This is a genomic window from uncultured Polaribacter sp., from assembly GCF_947500975.1.
In the GTDB taxonomy this organism is placed as follows: Bacteria; Bacteroidota; Bacteroidia; order Flavobacteriales; family Flavobacteriaceae; genus Polaribacter.
In genome coordinates this window covers 211994-233340 of the sequence record NZ_CANMUE010000001.1, presented here as the reverse complement: position 1 = coordinate 233340, position 21347 = coordinate 211994, and the positions used below count along the sequence as shown (strand labels likewise).

Below are 21347 nucleotides of genomic sequence, written 5' to 3'. Positions count from 1 at the left end.
TTTTTGTAAACTGTGGTAATCTAATAGTTTGAAATAGATTGCTTCGTTCCTCGCAAAAACCATTTTAAAAACTATAAAAAAAATGAACACAAATGAAACTTGAACTATATCAAATAGATGCTTTTACAGATAAAATGTTTGGTGGCAATCCAGCATGTGTTGTTCCTTTAAAATACTGGTTACCTGATGATTTATTGTTAAAAATTACAAAAGAAAATGCGGTTGCTGAAACTGCATTTTTTGTAGATAAAGGAGACAAAATACATTTACGATGGTTTACATCAGAAATTGAAATGGACTTGTGCGGTCATGCAACACTTGCAACAGCTCATTGCTTGAAGTCAATTTTAAATTACCCTAAAGATAAACTTATATTTGAAACTTTAAGTGGTGATTTGATTGTTTTAATGGAAAATGATTTATACTATTTGGACTTTCCATCACGAATGCCTATTACTTCAGAACTACCAGAAACGATTAAAAAATCTTTAAATATACAACCGAGAGAAGTTTATAAATCAAGAGATTATTTATTGGTGTATGATACAGAACAGGAAATCGAAAAAATTAAAGTTGATAAACAAATATTTGACAAAATAAATCTTGATCCTGGCGGAGTAATTGTTACATCTAAAGGTGAGAATTGTGATTTTGTGTCGAGATTTTTTACACCACAAGCATCAATATTAGAAGATCCTGTTACTGGTTCAGCACATTGTTCATTAATTCCTTTTTGGTCATCAAGACTTAAAAAAAATGAATTAGATGCAGTACAAATTTCAGATAGAATTGGTAAACTGCATTGCCAAAACAAAAAAGATAGAGTAATTATAAGTGGAAAAGCAAAAACATATTCAATTGGAAACTTATGGACAGAATAAAAATTACGGCCAAATTAATTGCTGATTTTAGTACTTAAACCATGTATAATCAAACAAACACGTTTTATTGACTATTCATAATTTCTAAAACCAGTTCTTTTGTCAAAGGTTTTCCGTTAGCCATTTTTTTGATGTTCTCAAACGTAAAAACAAAATTGCAGCCAGTTTTATAAGCAGAACAGCCATAAGCTGTTTTACCTTTTAAAATAGTTCCTTTTTTACATTTTGGGCAAGTAATTTTATCGCTGTCATTACGAGGAGTATTCGACGAAGTAATCTCATTATTACTAGTAGATTGCTTTATTTTGTTCGCAATGATAGCTTGTTTTTTTGGTTCTAGTTTTAAATTAAAATTGTCATCAAACCTAATTAAACCTTCTACAGAACCAATATCACTTTTAAAACCTTTTAAATTGGTTGTACAGCCTTTATCAATCAACCTTATAATCTGATTTTCAGAAACCTTTTTACCATAAATTTCAAACGGAATTTTTAAATCGCAATTATTTTTATATTCAGAACATCCAAAAGCAGAAGAACCTTTTAGAAGTTTTCCTTTTTTACATTTTGGACAGGTTTTACCAAGTACTTGTTTTTTAGATTTTGTTTTAGATTTTGAATTGACGGATTGCTTCACTTCGTTAGTAATAGCGTTTGAAGAAATTCTTTTTTTAGTTTTGTTGGACCGCACTTCATACACCAATTCATCAACCATTTTTTTCATATTGTTGATGAAAGTTCCTGCATTAAATTCTCCACGTTCAATTTCTTTTAAACGTTTTTCCCAACGTCCTGTAAGTTCTGCAGATTTTAATAATTCATTATCAATAATATTAATTAAATCGATTCCTGTTTGTGTTGGTAAAACTAATTTCTTTTTACGTTCAATATATTTTCTTCTAAATAAAGTTTCAATAATACTTGCTCTGGTTGATGGTCTTCCAATGCCGTTTTCTTTCATTAGTTCTCGCATTTCATCATCATCTACTTGTTTTCCAGCAGTTTCCATTGCTCTTAATAAACTAGCTTCTGTAAAATTTCTAGGTGGTTTTGTTTCTTTTTCTAAAAAGGAAGGTTCATGTTTTCCTTTTTCTCCTTTTACAAAAGAGGGTAAAACATCCTTGTCATTACGAGGAGTTTTCGACGAAGTAATCTCTTTATCATTTTCAGATTGCTTCATTTCATTCGCAATGACATTTTTATCCTCAAAAACAACTCTCCAGCCTTTATTAATGATTTCTTTTCCAGTAGTTTTAAATGGAACGTCTGCAGCTTTACCAATTACAGAAGTATTTGAAACATCAGAATCTGGATAAAAAACCCCAATAAATCTTTTGGTAATAATATCATAAACTTGCTGTTGATTGTATTGTAGGTTACCTTGAATTCCTGTTGGAATTATTGCATGGTGATCGGTTACTTTTTTATCATCAAAAACACGTTTTGTTTTCTTTATTTTTTGTCCTAAAAGTGGTTGCGTTAGCTCAGAATAATTTGTTAGTTTCGATAATATTCCATGTATTTTAGGATATACATCATTTGGTAAAAAAGTAGTATCAACTCTTGGGTAGGTAACTACTTTCATTTCATATAATTTCTGAACCATTTTTAAGGTTTCATCCGCTGAAAATCCGAATTTATTATTGCAATACACCTGTAATCCTGTTAAATCAAATAGTTTTGGTGCGTATTCTTTTCCTTTCTTTTTGGTAACAGAAACAATTTCAAAATCAGCTTCTGCAACTTTATTAGCTAAAACTTGTCCATCTTCTTGTTTGGTAAAACGTCCATCTTCGTAATTAAAAAGTGTATTTCTATAGGTTGTTTGTAGTTCCCAATAAGGTTCTGGTTTAAAATTTTTGATTTCAAAATAACGATTTACCAACATAGCTAGGGTAGGAGTTTGTACTCTACCAACCGATAAAACTTGTTTGTAACCTCCAAATTTTATGGTGTATAAACGTGTTGCATTTAAACCTAATAACCAATCTCCGATAGCTCTAGAATAACCTGCATAATACAAGTTGTCATATTTTTCTGAAGATTCTAAATTATTGAATCCTTCTTTTATGGCTTCTTCTGTTAAAGAAGAAATCCATAAACGTAGTACTTTTCCTTTATAATTACATTGATTTATGACCCATCTTTGAATCAATTCTCCTTCAGTTCCTGCATCCCCACAATTGATAACAACATCTGCTTTTTCGAATAAAGATTTTACAATATTAAACTGTTTTTTAATTCCAGAATCTCCAGTAACTTTTGTATCAAAACGTTCTGGCAGCATTGGTAAATTGTTCAAATCCCAACTTTTCCAATGCGGTTTGTAATCTTTAGGTTCTAAAAGTGTGCATAAATGCCCAAAAGTATAGGTTACTGCATAGCCATTTCCTTCATAGAAACCATCACGTTTTGTTTTGGCTCCTAGAATATTAGCAATTTCTCTTGCTACACTTGGTTTCTCGGCAATACAGACTTTCATTGATTATTTTTGTGAAGTCGAAAATAAGGAAATAATTGAGAAGATTTTAGCCAAATTTATTAAAAAGGTAAGTCATCAGGTTCATCAAATATTATTGGGTTATGTTTGATAATTGTTTTTTTATCATTGTAATAACTTTCTAAATCATATTCATAATTATCATAAACTTCACTAAAATATTCATTTTCATACATTCTATTTACTTCATCTTCATTAATTTTTTTTGGGATTTCTGTGACACCTTCAATTATATTATTTTTAATTATTTCATCCCAATCTCTATTTTCAATTGAAGAAAAACTAAAGAAAAAATCTTCAAATATATTTTTTTGAATGAAAATGTAATTTTTCTTTAAATGAAAAATTGAATCTTCAAAAGATTCTTTTTCTTTTAACCTTATTAAATATTCAAACTCTTCATCATATAAATCTTTAAATAAAGATTCAAGATTTTTTAAAAAATATTTAATAGAATCTCTATAAACAATGTTATCGATGTTTTCTCTTATATACTTTTTTAATGAAAAGTCATAATGATTTTCTAACAATTGTGTTCTGTCTATTATATCATAAAGAGTTTCATAATCGTTAATATAATTCAAGAAAAGGGAATTATCTAAACTAGTAATGGTTTTATTAATTTTGACATTACTTTTTGAAACTTTCATAAAATGATCTAAAAGATAAAAAGTATAACTATTTCTTTCAAATATGAATTCCCAATCCGTTATAGATTTTAGAAGTTTAGATATAATTGGATTTTCACTATCAATATAAAAATAAATAAAAATTGCACTTAGAAAAATTGATTCTTCATTTTTATGATATTCTTTATTATTATCTAAAAAGAATTTGGAATAGTTTGGATTAAGTTTTTCAAACTTATTATATTTAAAAAAAATCCATAGCCATTGTTCGATATTATGAGCAGATTTTATAATTCTTTCTTTTTCGGAACTATTATCTTCAATAAAGTAGTTGAGATAATCTTGAAGAGAAGGGTTAATAAAAGAGATTTCTATATAATTTGAAAAATTATTTATAGATAAAAATCCTTCGTTTAGTATTCTTAATGATTTATTAAATGAATCAATTGGTTTTTTGTAGTTATTATTTTTTACTTCATAATTTAATCTTGAATTATATAGAACTTCCAGTTCATCTTTTTTAATATTTCCATTTGAAGAATAAAGTGTGTTCAATAAAAATCTATCGTAATCCGAAATTTGTTTCAAATATGCGTGTTTCCAAATTTCTTTAGGATTATTTAAGTTTTCAACAATAAATTTTTCAAATTCATTAGGATTAAAATTTTTATTTAAATTAGAAGTAAAGAATTCTATAATTCTTGGTGAGAAATTTTGATGTAAACAAATATATGTAGCATAATTTTTTAATATATTTAGATTGCTTATATCTAAATTAGATTCTAAAATGTGGAGATCTAATATTCTTCTCTTAACACCATAACTATATTCTTTAACTTCTATTTTTGATTCTTTTCTTAAAATATCAGTTTTATTTAATCTTTCAGATTCTTCGAGAAAAGAAGATAAAATAAATTTCCTTGTGTTAAGAATTAAAAATTTATTTTCATTTCCTTCAATTAAATTGATGATTTTTAGAAGGTAATTTTCAGCAGCTTTTGATTTTGAAATTTCAGCTTGCGTATGACCAAGAAAATCATCAAAATAAAAAATCTGTTTACTTTTATCAAAATTAATAGATTCCTCAATTTCACTAATTGAATCATAAATTATATTTATGTCATAGTCTCTTCTAATAAAGTCATATATAACCATATCAGAAATTGTTGTTTTCCCAACTCCAGGTTCACCTGTAATAATAACAAATTTATTTTCTTTTAGTTTGTTTAACGAATGGAAATACGAAAATGTTGGTACAAACAATCTTAATTTCTTTTTTAAAACATTTATTGTAAATTGTTTTCTTCTTCCTTCAAATTTATATTTTTGAATATTTCTTAAAGCTGCTGTTGACGAAAACCATAATTTATAATGTGAATCTTCAATGCCTTTATTTTCTCTTAATAAAGCATTTAAATCTTCTCGACCATAAATATCATCCGTAGATTTGATAAAAGGTTTAAAAATATCTTTTATTTCTAATTTATCTTTAAGACTTAATTCTGTAGAGGTAACAACAAAATAAGATTCTGGATTTAATAATCTGACTTTAGGTAGTTCTTCATTTTTTAAATTGTATTTTAAACCAGAAAATGAAGTTTTTATGTAATGCTTTACTTGTACAATAATATTATCATTATAAGAGCTCTCATAGAATAAATCAATTCCTTTATCCTTTCCCTCTTTAAAAACTTGAAATCTATTTTTGGAGTTTTTAGACTGCGAATTTAATAAATCACAAGCAAGTTTTTCAAATTCAAATGAATTTAGAGTTGAAAAATCATACATAATTATCTATTTATAATTTTCTAACTTTTTCTTAAAATCACCCCAAGAAATACTTCTACCTTCTTCAACATCTCTAATCCCTTGTTCAATTTCTTCTTTTTTATATTGAGTTAATTCATCCCAAAAATCCTTTTTTTCTTTATACTTCTTCATTCTATAAAGATAAGAAATTTACTTCACCAAAGCCAATTGAATTCGTTTTCTAACTACATCAACCTCTAAAACTTTTGCAATTATTTGCTGATTTAATGCAACAATTGCGTTTACATCTTTTACAAAAATATCTGATAAATTAGAAACGTGAATTAAGCCACTTTCTTTAATGCCAACATCTACAAAGCATCCAAAATTTGTAATGTTATTTACAATTCCGGGTAATAATTGCCCAGTTCTTAAATCGTTTATTGACTTTATTTTTTGATCAAAAGAAAATGCTTTTGCTTTTTCTCTTGGGTCAACTCCTGGTTTTTCTAACTCTTTTATAATATCTTCTAAAGTTGGCAACCCAATAGTTTCAGAAATATAATTTTTTAAGTTTATCTTTTTAAGTATTTCTTTATTTCCAATTAAATCAACAACTTTTATGTTATAGTCTTTAGCTATTTTATCAACCAAAGCATAGCTTTCTGGATGCACACCAGAATCATCTAATGGGTTTTTAGCATTTTTAATTCTTAAAAAACCTGCAGCTTGTTCAAAAGCTTTTCCGCCTAATCTTGGTACTTTTTTTATAGCAGTTCTTGACGAAAACGAACCATTTTCGTTTCTATGATTTACAATGTTTTCTGCAATTTTTGGTCCAATTCCGGACACATAACTTAATAAAGACTCACTTGCAGTATTAATATTTACCCCCACAGTATTTACACAACTTTCTACAGTTGTTTCTAAAGATTTTTTTAGACTTGTTTGATCTACATCGTGTTGATATTGCCCAACGCCAATTGATTTTGCATCAATTTTAACTAATTCTGCCAAAGGATCTTGTAAACGTCTACCAATTGAAACAGAACCACGAACCGTAACATCATAATTAGGGAACTCATCTCTAGCAATTTTAGAAGCAGAATATATAGAAGCGCCAGCTTCACTCACAACAAAAACTTCAATTTTATTTTTAAACTGATTTTTTTTAACTAGTTGCTCTGTTTCTCTAGATGCTGTTCCGTTTCCAATTGCAATGGCTTCAATTTTATAAGCATCAGCTAAAGAGCTAATTTTTTTAATTGCTTCAATGGTTTGTTTTTGAGGTTCATGAGGATAAATATTCTCATTATGTAGCAAATCTCCTTGTTCATTTAAACAAACCACTTTACAACCAGACCTAAAACCAGGATCTATTGCTAACACTCTTTTTTCACCCAAAGGAGCACCTAATAATAATTGTTTCAGGTTTTTGGCAAAAACTAAAATTGCATTTTCATCTGCTTTTTGTTTTGCAATTGATAGCGCTTCATTTGATAGGGATGGAAATAACAAACGTTTATATGCGTCTTTGATTGCTAACTGAATTTGTGTTGCACATTCGTTTTGAGAACGGATAATTCTATCTTCCATTTTTTGAAGTGCTCTTTCTTTGTCAATTTCAATTTTAACACAGATAAAGCCTTCATTTTCTGCTCTTAAAATGGCTAATAATCTGTGTGAAGGAATTCTACTTAAAGATTCATTCCAATCAAAATAATCTTTAAATTTTTGTGCTTTTTCATCATCAATTTTGGTTTTAATAACTTTTGATGAAATAGTTGAATAGCGCTCCAGTTCTCGTCTAATATTATTCCTAATATCTGTACGTTCATTTATCCATTCAGCAATGATAAAACGAGCACCTTCTAAAGCATCATCAACAGTTTCAACTTTGTTGGATGTATATTTTGATGCGGTGTATTCTAAATCATTTACACGCTGGCTCATAATCATTTTTGCCAAGGGTTCTAAACCTTGTAAACGTGCTGTTTCTGCTTTGGTTTTTCGCTTTTTCTTAAAAGGCAAATACAAGTCTTCTAAAGAGGTTAAATCTCTAGAATTGGTTACTTTTTGAGTTAATTCATCAGTTAAAACATTTTGTTCTTCAAGAGCTTTTAAAATTGCTTTTTTGCGTTTTTCTAAAGCTTTAAAAAGTTCTTTAAATTTTACAATTTCTCCAATTTGAACTTCATCTAAATTACCTGTAATTTCCTTTCTATATCTACTTATAAAAGGAATTGTAGCATCTTCATTTAATAATAAAATGGTATTCTCTATAGATTTTGTAGAAAGTTGTGTTTGTTGAATTATATATTGAAGTAACTGCATTTTTTATTTGAATTTTATCAGAAAAAATAAACCTCATAAAATAGAATTTATGAGGTTGTAAATATACTTGTAATATTGATTTATTCAGAAATTACTTTTTCGAAAGCCAATCTTTTAGCATTATAACTTGTGTAAATGATTCCACAATATTTATAACCCAATTTTTTAATGAAAGATTGCATACCAAGATTGTCTTGATGAGTGTCAATCTTTAAACTTTGTATATTTTTGCTTTTTAATTGCTGATGAAATTGTGTGAAAATAAATTGCGCAATACCTTGTTTTCTGTATTCTTTAGCAATTGCCAATCTGTGAATTACACCATACACTTTAGATTCATCAATAATCCAAGAACCATCGATAACTTTGTATGTGGGTTCAGAATTTATAGTAAACATAGATGTTGCCGTAATTTGGTTTTTATTATTGATAACAACATAACTTTCACCATTTAAAATATCTTGTTCAACTTGTTCTGCATTAGGATATCCATTTTGCCATTGATCAATTTTTAAAGAAGCTAAAAGTTCTTTTGCATCCTCAATTATTTCTACAATTCTTGGAATATCTTTAATAAGTGAATGTCTAATTTTCATCAACAAGAAAAATTAAATCATTTTAAAATCTAATAGCAATTCATCATTAATTGAACATTGTAAATGATCTCCTTTAAAAATTTCACCTTTACCTAAAGCTGGTGTTCCTGTAAAAATTAAGTCGCCAGGTTGTAAGGTCATATATTCAGAAATAAAAACAATAATATCAGCAAAATCGTTAACCATAAATGCTGTATTACTTTTTTGTTTTTCAACTCCATTAATTTTTAAATCGAAATTAATATCAGCTAAATTAGGGTAATTATCAATAGATTTAAAACTAGAAATTGGTGCAGCACCATCAAATCCTTTAGCAAATTCCCAAGGATGTTTTGTTTCTCTAGCATTAGTTAAAATATCTTTTGCAGTATAATCTATACCAATTGCAATTTCTGAAATGTAAGAATTTGCATCTTCCTTTTTAATGTTTTTACCTTCTTTTCCTATTTTAACAACTAATTCAACTTCGTAAATTAATTCGTTTGTAATATTGCTTGGGTATTCAACATTACAGTTTACTGCTAAGCTAGATTCTGGTTTAGAAAAGATGAATTTTTTACCTTTCTTTTTTTCTTCAATATCTTTTAAATCGGTAACGTAATTGCTACCTATTCCTAAAATTTTCATTTTTAAATTTGTTTTTATTTTAAAAGTAAATGTAAAAAAATATCCACTAAAAAATAATAGTTTTAGTGGATAATAATTTTATTTATATTACAAATCTAAGCAGTAACTACTTCTTTAGTTTTTGTCTTTTTTTTGATATTTACAATTTCTTGATTTTGTAAAATATCTTGTAAAGTTTGTCTTTTTCTAATTAAATAATCCTTACCGTCTACCAACATAACTTCTGCAGGTAAATATCTAGAGTTATAGTTAGATGCCATAGAAAAACAATAAGCACCTGCGTTATGAAAACACAATACATCCTCTTCAGAAATTTCTGCAATTCTTCTGTTAGACCCAAAAGTATCAGTTTCACAAATATACCCAACAACAGAGTAATAACGATCTCTTCCTTCAGGATTTGAAATATTTGTAATATGATGATAAGAATCGTACATCATTGGTCTAACTAAATGGTTAAAACCAGAATCTACATGCGCAAAAACAGTTGATGTAGTTTGTTTTACTACATTTACTTTTGCAAGAAAAACACCAGCTTCTGAAACTAAAAATTTACCAGGTTCAAACATTAAAGTAATATCTTTACCATATTCAGTACAAAAATTATTAAATCTTTCTGATAATTGTAATCCTAATTGTTCAATATCTGTAGATATATCTCCTTCTTTATAAGGTACTTTAAAGCCACTTCCAAAGTCGATAAAATCAATATTCTTAAATTGTTTTGCTACATCAAATAAAATTTCTGAAGCACGTAAAAAAGTGTCAATATCTAAAATATCAGACCCTGTATGCATGTGAATTCCGTTAATATTCATACCCGTATTTTCTACAACACGTTTTATGTGTGGAACTTGATGAATAGAAATACCAAATTTAGAATCGATATGACCTACAGAAATTTTAGAATTTCCACCAGCCATAATATGCGGGTTGATACGAACACAAACAGGGATTTCTGGATGTTTTTGACCAAATAATTCTAAAATAGAAAGGTTATCAATATTTATTTGAACACCTAATTTTGCAACTTCTTCTATCTCTTGTAAAGAAACGCCATTTGGTGTGTAAATTATTTTTTTAGGATCAATTCCAGTAGACAAACTTAACTGCACTTCTTGTATAGAAACTGTATCTAAACCAGCACCTAAGTTTTCGAAAAACTGAAGAATATTAATGTTAGAAAGTGCTTTTACAGCATAATTCAACTTTAAATTTTTAACAGCACTAAAAGCATTTGTTAATCTATTATATTGAGAAGCTATTTTTTCTGTATCATATACATACAAAGGGCTTCCATATTTTTTTGATAATTCTAAAAGTTGTAATCTATCCACAATATTTAATATTTATTTAGACTGTAAAAGTAGTTAAATTCAGTATTGAAAAATCATTTGTTTAAAAATACAACAAAATGTTTTTTTTTGTGATTTTCTAATTGATTTCGACTTTAAATTTTAGTTGAAATCCTGTTGATAACTTATTAGCAAAGCCATTTTATTTCATCTTGTTAAAGGTTAATTTAGCAAGTACTGCAAACTTAATAACCATAAGTGATTACATGAGTAAAGAAACAAAATATACAGAAGATAATATTAGATCTTTAGATTGGAAAGAACACATTAGAATGCGCCCAGGAATGTATATTGGAAAGTTAGGTGATGGTTCTTCTGCTGATGATGGAATTTACATTTTGGTTAAAGAAGTATTGGACAATTCTATTGATGAATATGTGATGGGAGCAGGTAAAACCATTGAAATTTCTATTCATGGTAGTAAGGTTACCGTAAGAGATTATGGTCGTGGAATTCCTTTAGGTAAAGTCGTAGACGTAGTTTCTAAAATGAATACTGGTGGTAAATATGACTCTAAAGCGTTTAAAAAATCTGTAGGATTAAATGGTGTTGGTACAAAAGCAGTAAATGCACTTTCGTCGTTTTTTAGAGTTGAATCTACCCGAGAAGGAAAATCTGCATCTGCAGAATTTAGCCAAGGAAATTTAGAAAATCAAGAGTTTTTAGAGGAAACTTCTAGAAGAAAGGGAACAAAAGTTTCTTTTATTCCAGATGAAACTATTTTTAAAAAATACAAGTTTAGAAATGAGTATGTAGCAAAAATGCTCAAAAACTATGTGTATTTAAATCCGGGTTTAACTATCATTTTTAATGGTGAAAAATATTTTTCTGAAAATGGATTAAAAGATTTATTGGAAGACAACAATAATAAAGAAGATATGTTGTATCCAATAATTCATTTAAAAGGAGATGATATAGAAGTTGCAATAACACATAGCAAAACCCAATATTCAGAAGAATATCATTCTTTTGTAAACGGACAACATACCACGCAAGGAGGTACACATCAATCCGCATTTAGAGAAGCGATTGTAAAAACCATTCGTGAATTTTACAGTAAAAGCTTTGAAGCTTCAGATGTACGTAAATCTATTATTTCTGCAATTGCAATAAAAGTAATGGAACCTGTTTTTGAAAGCCAAACAAAAACAAAATTAGGTTCTACAGAAATGGGAGGAGATTTACCTACAGTTAGAACTTACATAAACGATTTTGTAAAAACAAAGTTGGATAATTTTTTGCATAGAAATACAGAAGTAGCCGAAAAGTTACAGAAGAAAATTATGCAAGCAGAAAAGGAGCGTAAAGAACTTTCTGGTATTAGAAAATTAGCAAGAGATAGAGCAAAAAAATCGAGCTTACACAATAAAAAATTACGTGATTGTAGAATTCATTTAGGAGACATTAAAAAGCAAAATTATTTAGAAACCACTTTGTTTATTACTGAGGGAGATTCAGCTTCTGGGTCTATTACAAAATCTAGAAATGTAAATACACAAGCGGTTTTTAGTTTGAAAGGAAAGCCCTTAAACTCTTTCGGTTTAAGTAAAAAAATTGTGTACGAAAATGAAGAATTCAATTTATTACAAGCTGCCTTAAATATAGAAGATGGTTTAGAAGATTTGCGTTACAATAATATTGTAATTGCAACAGATGCCGATGTAGATGGAATGCACATCAGATTGTTATTAATTACTTTTTTCTTACAGTTTTTTCCAGAATTAATAAAAGAAGGACATCTATACATTTTAGAAACTCCTTTATTTAGAGTGCGCGATAAAAAGCAAACTTTTTATTGTTATTCTGAAGAAGAAAAAAGAGATGCTATTAAAAATTTAAGAGGCAAGCCAGAAATTACTCGATTTAAAGGTTTAGGTGAAATTTCGCCAAATGAGTTTGTTCATTTTATTGGTGATGACATTAGATTGGATCCTGTAATGTTAGATAAAGAAATGTCTATAGAGCAAATGTTACAATTTTATATGGGTAAAAACACACCAGATAGACAGAAGTTTATCATTGAGAATTTAAAAGTTGAGTTGGATACTATAGAAGAGGAAGTGTAGAATATGAGTGAAGAAATAAACGATCACGAAGAAGAATTAAATATTGAGGGAGAAACTCCTCAAGAAGAAACCATTACTAAAGTTACAGGAATGTACAAAGAGTGGTTTCTAGATTACGCTTCGTATGTAATTTTAGAAAGAGCAGTTCCGTCTTTAGAAGATGGTTTAAAACCTGTACAGCGTAGAATTATGCATTCTATGAAAGATTTAGACGATGGCCGTTACAATAAAGTAGCCAATATTGTGGGGCATACCATGCAATATCACCCACATGGAGATGCTTCTATTGCTGATGCAATGGTGCAAATTGGTCAAAAGGAATTGTTAATTGATATGCAAGGAAACTGGGGTAATATCTTAACAGGAGATAGAGCTGCAGCATCAAGATATATTGAAGCACGTTTGTCTAAATTTGCCTTAGAAGTTGTTTTTAATCCTAAAACTACGGATTGGAAAATGTCTTATGATGGACGTAGAAAAGAACCTATTGATTTACCTGTAAAATTTCCGCTTTTATTAGCACAAGGAGCAGAAGGAATTGCAGTTGGTTTATCAACAAAAATATTACCACATAATTTTATTGAACTTATTGATGCATCCATTAAATATTTAAAAGGGAGAAGTTTTAAAATTGTTCCAGATTTTTTAACAGGCGGAATTGCAGATTTTACCCACTATAATGATGGAAAACGTGGAGGTAAAGTTCGTGTAAGAGCAAAAATTTCTCAATTAGATAAAAAAACGTTGGTTATTACTGAAATTCCGTTTTCTACAACCACATCTTCATTAATTGATAGTATTTTAAAAGCCAATGAAAAGGGAAAAATCAAGATTAAAAAAATTGAAGATAATACAGCTGCGGAAGTAGAAATTTTAGTGCATTTACCGCCAAATGTATCACCAGATAAAAGTATAGATGCTTTGTATGCATTTACCAATTGTGAAACATCAATTTCACCTTTAGCGTGTACAATTGAAGAAAATAAACCTGTTTTTGTTGGTGTTTCACAAATGCTAAAACACTCAACAGATTTAACTGTAGAGTTGTTAAAAAAAGAATTAGAAATTCAGTTAAACGAGTTAGAAGAACAATGGCATTTTTCATCTTTAGAAAGAATTTTTATAGAAAATAGAATTTATAGAGATATTGAGGAAGAAGAAACTTGGGATGGTGTTATAAAAGCAATTGATTTAGGTTTAAAACCACATATTAAACATTTAAAACGTGCCGTAACTGAAGAAGATATTGTTCGTTTAACAGAAATTAGAATTAAAAAAATATCAAAATTCGATATTGATAAAGCTAAACAATTTATAGAAAGTTTAGAAGATAAAATTGCAGGTGTAAAACATCATTTAGATAATTTGATTGATTTTGCAATTGACTATTTTAAAAACTTAAAAGACAAATACGGTAAAGGAAAAGAGCGTAAAACTGAAATTAGAATTTTTGATGATATTGTTGCCTCAAAAGTAGCTATGAACAATGCAAAATTGTATGTAAATAGAGAAGAAGGTTTTATTGGTACATCTTTAAAAAGAGATGAGTTTGTAACAGATTGTTCTGATATTGATGATATTATTGTCTTTAGAAGAGATGGTGGAATGATGGTGACAAAAGTAGATACTAAAACTTTTGTAGGGAAAGATATTATACATGTGGCAGTTTTTAAAAAGAAAGACAAACGAACGGTGTATAATTTTATGTACAGAGATGGCGCAAGAGGGGCAAGTTATATGAAACGTTTTAATGTAACATCTGTAACACGAGATAAAGAGTACAATTTAGCAAATGGAAATAAAAGTTCTAAAGTGCTATATTTTTCTGCAAATTTAAATGGAGAAGCAGAGGTTGTAACTGTTAATTTAAGAGCCGTTGGTAGTGTAAAAAAATTAAAATGGGATATAGATTTTGCAGATTTAGCCATTAAAGGTAGAGCTGTTCGTGGTAATACAATTACAAAATATTCTGTAAAAAGTGTCGATTTTAAATCTGAGGGTGTTTCTACTTTAAAGCCTCGTAGAATTTGGTTTGATGATGCGGTACAACGTTTAAATGTTGATGAAAGAGGTGAGTTGTTAGGTGAGTTTAAAGCAGAAGACAAATTATTAATTATAAACCAAAGTGGTAAGGTAAAAGCAGTAAAACCTAATTTGGCAATGCATTTTGAAGATGATATGATTGTACTAGAAAAATGGGTTTCAGAAAAACCAATTTCTGCTATTTATTTTGATGGTGAAAAAGAGCGTTATTACATTAAACGTTTTTTAATTGAAAACACAGATAAAGAAGAAATTTTTATAACAGAACATCCAAAATCTCAATTAGAAATTGTTGCTACAGATTATAGACCAATTGTAGAGGTTGTTTATTCTAAACGAAGTTTAGAAAACGAAGAAGTAAATTTAGAAGAGTTTATTGCCGTAAAAGGAATAAAAGCTTTAGGTAATCAGTTAACTACAGAAAAAATTAAACAAGTTAACTTATTAGAATCTTTGCCTTTTGAGGAACCAGAAGATGTAATGGTAGATGAAGTGCAAATTAATGAAAAAGAGGTTGTTGAAGAGAAATTGCCTTTAGAGGTTCCGGCAGTAGAAAAACCAGTTGTATTAGATACTACTGAAAAAGAAGATAAAAAACAAGCACTTTTAAAGAGAGCAATTCAGAAAAAGAAGGATAAAACTGATGATGATACTCAGCAGAAGTTGTTTTAGATAAAGGCTACTTTATTGTAAAGTTTTTGAAGTCTTTTTGATATTTTTATATCTGAAGGTAAATGATTCATAAAAAAATATAATTAAATGAATAAAATAGGACTTATAGGAGGTATAACTCCAGAATCTACCATATTATATTATAGGATTTTAAATCAATTAAATAATGAAAAATTAGGTGGTTCACATTCTGCAAAAATAATTATGAATTCTTTTGACTTTGGTCAGGTTTCTAATTTACAATCTGAGGGAAATTGGAAAAAGTTAGACCAATTAATGGCAGAAGCTGGTAAAAGTTTAGAAGCTGGTGGGGCAACTTGTATTTTAATTTGCGCAAATACAATGCATTTGTGTATAGACGCAGTTAGAAAAGTGGTTAATATACCTGTAATACATATTGCAGAAGCAACGGCAAAAGCAATTACCCAAAAAGGATTAAAAAAAGTTTCTTTATTAGGTACAAAATATACAATGGAAAAAGATTTTTTTAAAGAAATCTTAACTTCATTTGGTATAGAAACTATTATTCCTGATGAAAAAGATAGAAACGAAATTCATAGTATTATTTATAATGAACTATCTAAAGGAGAGTTAAATCCTTTATCTAAAGAAAAATATATTAATATTATAAATAAACAAATAGAAAATGGTGCTGAAGGTATTATTTTAGGTTGTACAGAAATTCCATTATTAATTCATCAAGAAGATGTTACTGTGCCTGTTTTTGATACTACAACAATTCACGCAACAACTGCTTTTAATTTATAATATAAATAATAACGCCCCTTTTTTAATATTGATTTGCTAATTATATTTAGTAATAAATATTTTAATAAAAAATTAATTATGAAGTTTAAGTTTTTTATAGTAATAACATTTCTATTCCAATTTTCTGTTTTTTCGCAAACAGAAATTTATTTTTTTAAAGATTCTAATCATAGTTTTACTATTGACAATATAGAAAAAGCAAATTTTCAGCTTTTAGAAAAGGAAATTTCCGATAAATATTTTGATAATTATTATTGGTTTAAAATACCAGCAATAGAAACAAATTCTAAATACATTTTTAGAATTACACAAGCAAAAATCAACTCTGCTGAAGCTTATTATAATAAAATATTAATAAAAAAACTTAATAATGAACGTTATTTGAGTTATTCTTTTTTTAGAGATCATGATACTTATATTAAAATAAATCCAAGCCAAGAAGGCTATATTCCTGTTGAGCTAAATGTTGAAGAAGAATCAATTTTAAAAGAAAAAAATCAACTGCTTATCAATGGTTTTTATTATGGATTTACTTTACTTGTTATTCTGTACAATTTATTTTATTATGTTTTGTTTAAGGATAATGCCTTTTTATACTATGCTTTATTTTTAGTAAATATTAGTTTTGGTATTTTTAATATGGATGGTATGCTTAATTTTTATAATATAAGTCCAAAAATTAGTAATATCTTATTGATTGCAAACTACATTTTTTTAGCTTATTTTTCTTCTAAGTTTGCTAAAAGTTATTTGTTTTTAAATCAATATTTTCCAAAATTTAAAAAGTATAGTTATGTCATTGAATTTGCTGTTGTTGTATTAGGAGTTCTTTACTTATTTCAAGGAGAATATCTTTATTTATTGCTTTTAAATATTTTAATATTTACCTTGTTTTTTACTTATTGGCTATTTGCAGTTTTCATGTTTAAGAAAAATGTATATATAAAAATGATAGTTTTTGCCTATGTTATTATATTGTTTTCTGGAATCGACTTTTACGTCTTAAAATATTGGGGGGTATCTATAATGAATGTGAATGCAACAACAATTAAAATTGGTGCATTTTTTGAAATGATTATTTTGTCTATTGCAGTTTTATATAGAATGAATACCTTAAAACATGAAAATAATTTTATGAGGAGTGAGATTGTTAATTTTTCTAAACAAGTAAACGAACATTCCGTAAATACGAAAGAAAAAAATAAACCTTCTTTATATGATTTAAGTCATCGAGAAAGAGAAATTTTTGACTTATTAGTTTTAGGGAAAAGTAATAAAGAAATTGCAGATGAATTAAATATTTCTATTAATACTGTAAAATTTCATGTTAAAAATATTTATGAAAAATTAAATATAAAAAGTAGAAAAGAAGTGTTAAACTTAACGTAATTTGTTGCTAACTGCCTATAACTACTCGGTAACCACCCAGTAACTACCTGAAAACTACCCCTTAAAAAGCTTCAATAAACTGTTATTGTTGTTAAATTTGTAACTGTAAAAAAATTGTTATGAATTTTTTATATACCCTCAACTCATATAACTCTAGATTTTTTTCTAGAGTTATTTTTTTGTCATTTATTTTTTGTGATTTATAAGTTATATAAATTTAAAAAGTACAAGTCTCAAAAAATAAGATAAACTCTAATTTATTTCATCTTTTCAAAAAAAGTAAAGTTATAATTAGGTAATAAATCTGTATTTGTAATTTTAATAATATCTTTTAATACCAAATCTGGTCTTGTAGTTGCTAACTCATAATAAAGTACGCCACCAGTTTTACCTTTTTTTGTTGTAGGGGTATAAATTTTATTTGTTTTAAAAGCCTTAAATTTTGAGTATAATTGGTTACTGTTTAATAATTGCTCTTTAGATGAAAAATAACCTGGAGCTATCCAATAATCAGCATTTGCACCTTTATCAAAAACGCTTTCAAAACTAAGCGATAAACTTCCTTTACCACTAGAGTTTTTCCATAAATAATCCAAATTAGCATCTTTTAAAAATTGCGCAACAAAGCTATCTCCAGCTGGTAAACTCCAAATATCTTTACTCATAATTGCTCCAGATAAAATACTTGGCTTTCTATTAGATTTTAAAGCGATTTTTTTGGCCTGTAAATAATTAGTTTCAATCATTTTAAAAATACTATCAGCTTGTTGTTCTTTATCAAATAAAACACCAAAAAATTTAATCCATTCAGCTCTACCTAAAGGAGTCTCTTCTAGCCAATCTCCATTATAAATTACAGAAATTCCTGCTTTTTTAATGGTGGTTAAAGATTTATCAGCAGATGAAACACTATAACCAACTACTAATTCTGGTTGTAAATCCAATAGAATCTCAGTATTTAAAGAATTCTCTTTTCCTATTTCTGTAATTTTTCCATTATCAATCAATATTCTTGTTTTTTCTGAAGATACATATTTTGAAAAAGGAAAACCAATAATAGTAGTTTCTTCATTTAATAATTCAATCATTGGAATATGAGTTGTTGAGGTAACAACAATTTTCTTGATTGGAATTTCAATTGTTTCTTTTGTATAATCAACAATTGTATTTTGCATTTTTTTCTGAATATCATATTCAAAAACATCATAAGAATTTTGATAAGCAGATTTTATAATTAACTTTTTTAAACCATTTTTTTCAATAATGTCAAAACCTTTAGCGTATTTAATTCTACTTTCAATTTTATTGGTTTCTATGGTTTTTGTTATTTCTTTTTTACAAGAAAAAAATAATAAAAACAGCATTATATAAGAAGAACTAAGCTTGAGTTTTTTCATTTAAAAAATAATTTATACAAGATTACAAAAGAATTGTATCAAGAACAATTTTTAAACTACATTTGCATCGATTTTAGGTTTTGATGTAAAAATCATTTTGCATCAAATTAAAAGGGAATCTGGTTAAAATCCAGAACTGTTCCCGCAACTGTAAGCTATAAAGCTTGTAACTAATTCTTTAACCACTGTTTTTGTTAATGGGAAGGTTTGTTACAAGACGCAAGTCAGGAGACCTGCCAATAATCATGAGATAAAAACTTTCGGGATAAAAGTTTTGGTACTAAAAACACGTACTTATTTTTCCTGATTTATTGTAAATTAAATTTATTAAAAAATGAAAAAACAATTAGTAATTGTTGGTGTTTTGGCATGTAGTATTGTTAGCACAAATCTTTTTGCACAAAAAAAAGAAACGCAAAAAGAAAAAGTAGAAACGTTAAAAGAAGTTGTAGTAACTGCAACAAAATTTAAATCAAAAAAAGAGAATTCGGGTAAAGTGATTCATGTAATTACACAAAAAGAATTACAGCAAAATGCAGGTAAAACAGTTATTGAAATATTAAATACTGTTGCAGGTATAGATATTAAAGGGGTTAACGCAAACCCTTCAGAGCCTAGAAGTATTAATGTTAGAGGTGGTAGAAGTAGGCAAGTTTTGGTTTTAATAGATGGTGTTCCTGTAACAGATCAATCTGCAATAAATCAAGAATTCGATTTACGTTTATTATCAGTAAGTCAAATTGAAAATATAGAGATTTTAAAAGGAGCTTCTTCAACTTTATATGGTTCTGGTGCGGCAACAGCTGTTATTAGTATTACATTAAAAAAAGCTTCTGAAGACAAGTTTTCTGGTTCTTTTGAAACTAGTGTTGGTACAAATAATAATGCAAGTTCTTCTGAAGGTAGTTTATCTGATACAAACCAAAATGTAACATTAAATGGTACTTTGGGAAAACTTAACTTTTTAGGTTCTTTTAGTTTAACTGGTTTAGACGGTATGTCATCTGCAAAAAGTAAAACAAATACTACTTTTAATAATGATGCCTTTTATTCTAAAAACGGATTATTAAAATTAGGTTACAAAGTAAATGACAAGTTAAATATTGAGACATTTTTAAATTACGATGAATTTAATTATGATTTTGATGCGGGTGCATTTTCTGATAATGACCTAAATACTGGAAGTCAAGAGCAATTTAGAGTAGGTTTTAAACCAACATATACGTATAATAAAGGACAGATTTATTTATTAGCTTCAGCAAATGTTGTAGAAAGAGATTTAAAACAATTTAATTCTTTCTCTAGTACTTTAGATACTTATGAGTTTGTAGGTAGAAGTGTAAATGTAGATTTGGTTAATAAGTATGAATTTTTTAATCAACTTCAATTAATTACTGGTGTAAATTACCAAATACATAGTAATAATACTGTAACACCTTTTGGTGGTATAGAAAAAGGAATTGCTAACTTTAATACGGTAGATCCTTATGCAAGTGTGGTTTATGTTTCTAATTATGGTTTAAGTGTAAATATTGGTGGACGTTTAAATATTCACAATGTATATGGAAATCATTTTGTTTATGATGGTAACTTAGCATATTCAGTTTTAAAGAATGATGATGTTTCTATAAAATTATTAACTTCTTACAGTACAGCATTTATTGCACCAAGTTTATACCAGTTATATGATGGTTTTTCTGGAAATATTGATTTAAACCCAGAATCTAATGAAACTTTTGAAGCAGGTTTTGATTTAAATTATAAAGACTGGGTTCAGTTTGAAGCTGTTTATTTTAATAGAAAAGAAACAGATGCTATTATTTATGATAATTCTACCTATAAATATGGTAATGGTTCTTCAGATGCAAATGGATTTGAATTAAGTACTAAAGTTATACCAACATCATTTTTAACTCTTAACGCTTCTTTTACTTATGTAGATAGAGATCAAACTGAAGATTTTAACGATTACATTCCAAAAAATAAATTTGTAGCAGGTTTAGATATTACACCTTTTGATAATGCGTTTTTTAATTTTACTTATAGAAACGTTGGTAAAAGAACAATTTTTGATAGATATGGTTCTTTTGGAACTGCTGGAGAAGATGTTATTCTAGAAAACTACCAAGTATTAGATTTCATGACAAATTATAAAGTATTAGGAGATACAGTTACATTTTTTGCTGCTGTAACTAATATTTTAAATGAAGATTATGATGATGTATTTGGGTATTCTACAAGAGGTAGAAACTATAAAGTAGGAGTAAGATTACAATTTTAGTAAGGGAAGAATGCTAAAAAATGAAAAAGAAGAAAACTCCGTTTGTAGAATAATTCTACA

At 27.6% G+C, this 21347-nt stretch carries 14 protein-coding genes and 1 riboswitch; of the genes, 6 read left to right on the top strand and 8 right to left on the bottom strand.

The genetic code is table 11. The annotated features are described in order from the left end of the window. Positions 1-92 precede the first annotated feature (92 nt). Complete coding sequence (locus Q0733_RS01035) at positions 93-881, top strand: PhzF family phenazine biosynthesis protein (RefSeq protein ID WP_298777855.1); 789 nt, start codon at positions 93-95, stop codon at positions 879-881. A 64-nt stretch (positions 882-945) separates the two neighbouring features. Here the strand turns inward: Q0733_RS01035 and Q0733_RS01030 are convergent, their stop codons facing one another. The 7 genes from Q0733_RS01030 to lysA all read right to left on the bottom strand — a co-directional run bounded on the left by Q0733_RS01030 (position 946) and on the right by lysA (position 10653). Further along, positions 946-3363, bottom strand: a complete 2418-nt coding sequence (locus Q0733_RS01030; RefSeq protein ID WP_298777853.1) for a type IA DNA topoisomerase — start codon at positions 3361-3363, stop codon at positions 946-948. Between the two features lie 59 nt (positions 3364-3422). Then, entirely contained in the window at positions 3423-5798 is a 2376-nt protein-coding gene (locus Q0733_RS01025; RefSeq protein ID WP_298777850.1) for a restriction endonuclease, read from the bottom strand. A 6-nt stretch (positions 5799-5804) separates the two neighbouring features. After that, entirely contained in the window at positions 5805-5951 is a 147-nt protein-coding gene (locus tag Q0733_RS01020; protein ID WP_298777848.1) for a hypothetical protein, read from the bottom strand. An 18-nt stretch (positions 5952-5969) separates the two neighbouring features. Beyond that, on the bottom strand, positions 5970-8093 hold the full coding sequence (locus tag Q0733_RS01015; RefSeq protein ID WP_298777846.1) for a Tex family protein: 2124 nt from the start codon (positions 8091-8093) through the stop codon (positions 5970-5972). A gap of 80 nt (positions 8094-8173) precedes the next feature. Then, a complete protein-coding gene (locus tag Q0733_RS01010) occupies positions 8174-8689 on the bottom strand; it encodes a GNAT family N-acetyltransferase (protein ID WP_298777843.1) in 516 nt (171 codons plus the stop codon). Positions 8690-8701: 12 nt separating this feature from the next. Beyond that, complete coding sequence (locus Q0733_RS01005; RefSeq protein ID WP_298777841.1) at positions 8702-9316, bottom strand: fumarylacetoacetate hydrolase family protein; 615 nt, start codon at positions 9314-9316, stop codon at positions 8702-8704. A gap of 95 nt (positions 9317-9411) precedes the next feature. Beyond that, entirely contained in the window at positions 9412-10653 is a 1242-nt protein-coding gene (gene lysA, locus Q0733_RS01000) for a diaminopimelate decarboxylase (RefSeq protein WP_298777839.1), read from the bottom strand. A 224-nt stretch (positions 10654-10877) separates the two neighbouring features. Between lysA and Q0733_RS00995 the strand changes: the two genes are divergently transcribed. From Q0733_RS00995 to Q0733_RS00980, 4 genes are all read left to right on the top strand, one after another. Next, on the top strand, positions 10878-12737 hold the full coding sequence (locus tag Q0733_RS00995) for a DNA topoisomerase IV subunit B (protein WP_298777837.1): 1860 nt from the start codon (positions 10878-10880) through the stop codon (positions 12735-12737). A gap of 3 nt (positions 12738-12740) precedes the next feature. Then, positions 12741-15452, top strand: a complete 2712-nt coding sequence (locus Q0733_RS00990; protein WP_298777835.1) for a DNA gyrase/topoisomerase IV subunit A — start codon at positions 12741-12743, stop codon at positions 15450-15452. A gap of 87 nt (positions 15453-15539) precedes the next feature. After that, positions 15540-16220 (top strand): aspartate/glutamate racemase family protein, encoded by a 681-nt coding sequence (locus Q0733_RS00985; RefSeq protein WP_298777833.1) that lies wholly within the window; start codon positions 15540-15542, stop codon positions 16218-16220. A 78-nt stretch (positions 16221-16298) separates the two neighbouring features. Beyond that, a complete protein-coding gene (locus Q0733_RS00980; RefSeq protein WP_298777831.1) occupies positions 16299-17609 on the top strand; it encodes a LuxR C-terminal-related transcriptional regulator in 1311 nt (436 codons plus the stop codon). Positions 17610-17866: 257 nt separating this feature from the next. On the opposite strand, the gene Q0733_RS00975 is transcribed toward Q0733_RS00980, so the two are convergent. Continuing rightward, a complete protein-coding gene (locus tag Q0733_RS00975; RefSeq protein WP_298777829.1) occupies positions 17867-19006 on the bottom strand; it encodes an ABC transporter substrate-binding protein in 1140 nt (379 codons plus the stop codon). Positions 19007-19064: 58 nt separating this feature from the next. Beyond that, positions 19065-19262, top strand: a riboswitch (cobalamin riboswitch). 78 nt (positions 19263-19340) lie between these two features. On the opposite strand from Q0733_RS00975, the gene Q0733_RS00970 reads away from it, so the two are divergent. Beyond that, positions 19341-21287 carry a TonB-dependent siderophore receptor gene (locus Q0733_RS00970; protein ID WP_298777827.1) on the top strand — a complete coding sequence of 649 codons (1947 nt, stop codon included), beginning with the start codon at positions 19341-19343 and terminating at the stop codon, positions 21285-21287. The last annotated feature ends 60 nt before the right edge of the window (positions 21288-21347 follow it).

Excerpts from the sequence above, each read along its gene's own strand:
- Q0733_RS00975 (WP_298777829.1), bottom strand. The coding sequence starts at position 19,006 with ATGAAAAAACTCAAGCTTAGTTCTTCTTATATAATGCTGTTTTTATTA.
- Q0733_RS00990 (WP_298777835.1), top strand. The coding sequence starts at position 12,741 with ATGAGTGAAGAAATAAACGATCACGAAGAAGAATTAAATATTGAGGGA.
- Q0733_RS01015 (WP_298777846.1), bottom strand. The coding sequence starts at position 8,093 with ATGCAGTTACTTCAATATATAATTCAACAAACACAACTTTCTACAAAA.
- Q0733_RS01030 (WP_298777853.1), bottom strand. The coding sequence starts at position 3,363 with ATGAAAGTCTGTATTGCCGAGAAACCAAGTGTAGCAAGAGAAATTGCT.
- Q0733_RS01035 (WP_298777855.1), top strand. The coding sequence starts at position 93 with ATGAAACTTGAACTATATCAAATAGATGCTTTTACAGATAAAATGTTT.
- Q0733_RS00970 (WP_298777827.1), top strand. The coding sequence starts at position 19,341 with ATGAAAAAACAATTAGTAATTGTTGGTGTTTTGGCATGTAGTATTGTT.
- Q0733_RS00985 (WP_298777833.1), top strand. The coding sequence starts at position 15,540 with ATGAATAAAATAGGACTTATAGGAGGTATAACTCCAGAATCTACCATA.
- Q0733_RS01020 (WP_298777848.1), bottom strand. The coding sequence starts at position 5,951 with ATGAAGAAGTATAAAGAAAAAAAGGATTTTTGGGATGAATTAACTCAA.
- Q0733_RS01025 (WP_298777850.1), bottom strand. The coding sequence starts at position 5,798 with ATGTATGATTTTTCAACTCTAAATTCATTTGAATTTGAAAAACTTGCT.
- Q0733_RS01010 (WP_298777843.1), bottom strand. The coding sequence starts at position 8,689 with ATGAAAATTAGACATTCACTTATTAAAGATATTCCAAGAATTGTAGAA.
- Q0733_RS00995 (WP_298777837.1), top strand. The coding sequence starts at position 10,878 with ATGAGTAAAGAAACAAAATATACAGAAGATAATATTAGATCTTTAGAT.
- Q0733_RS01005 (WP_298777841.1), bottom strand. The coding sequence starts at position 9,316 with ATGAAAATTTTAGGAATAGGTAGCAATTACGTTACCGATTTAAAAGAT.
- Q0733_RS00980 (WP_298777831.1), top strand. The coding sequence starts at position 16,299 with ATGAAGTTTAAGTTTTTTATAGTAATAACATTTCTATTCCAATTTTCT.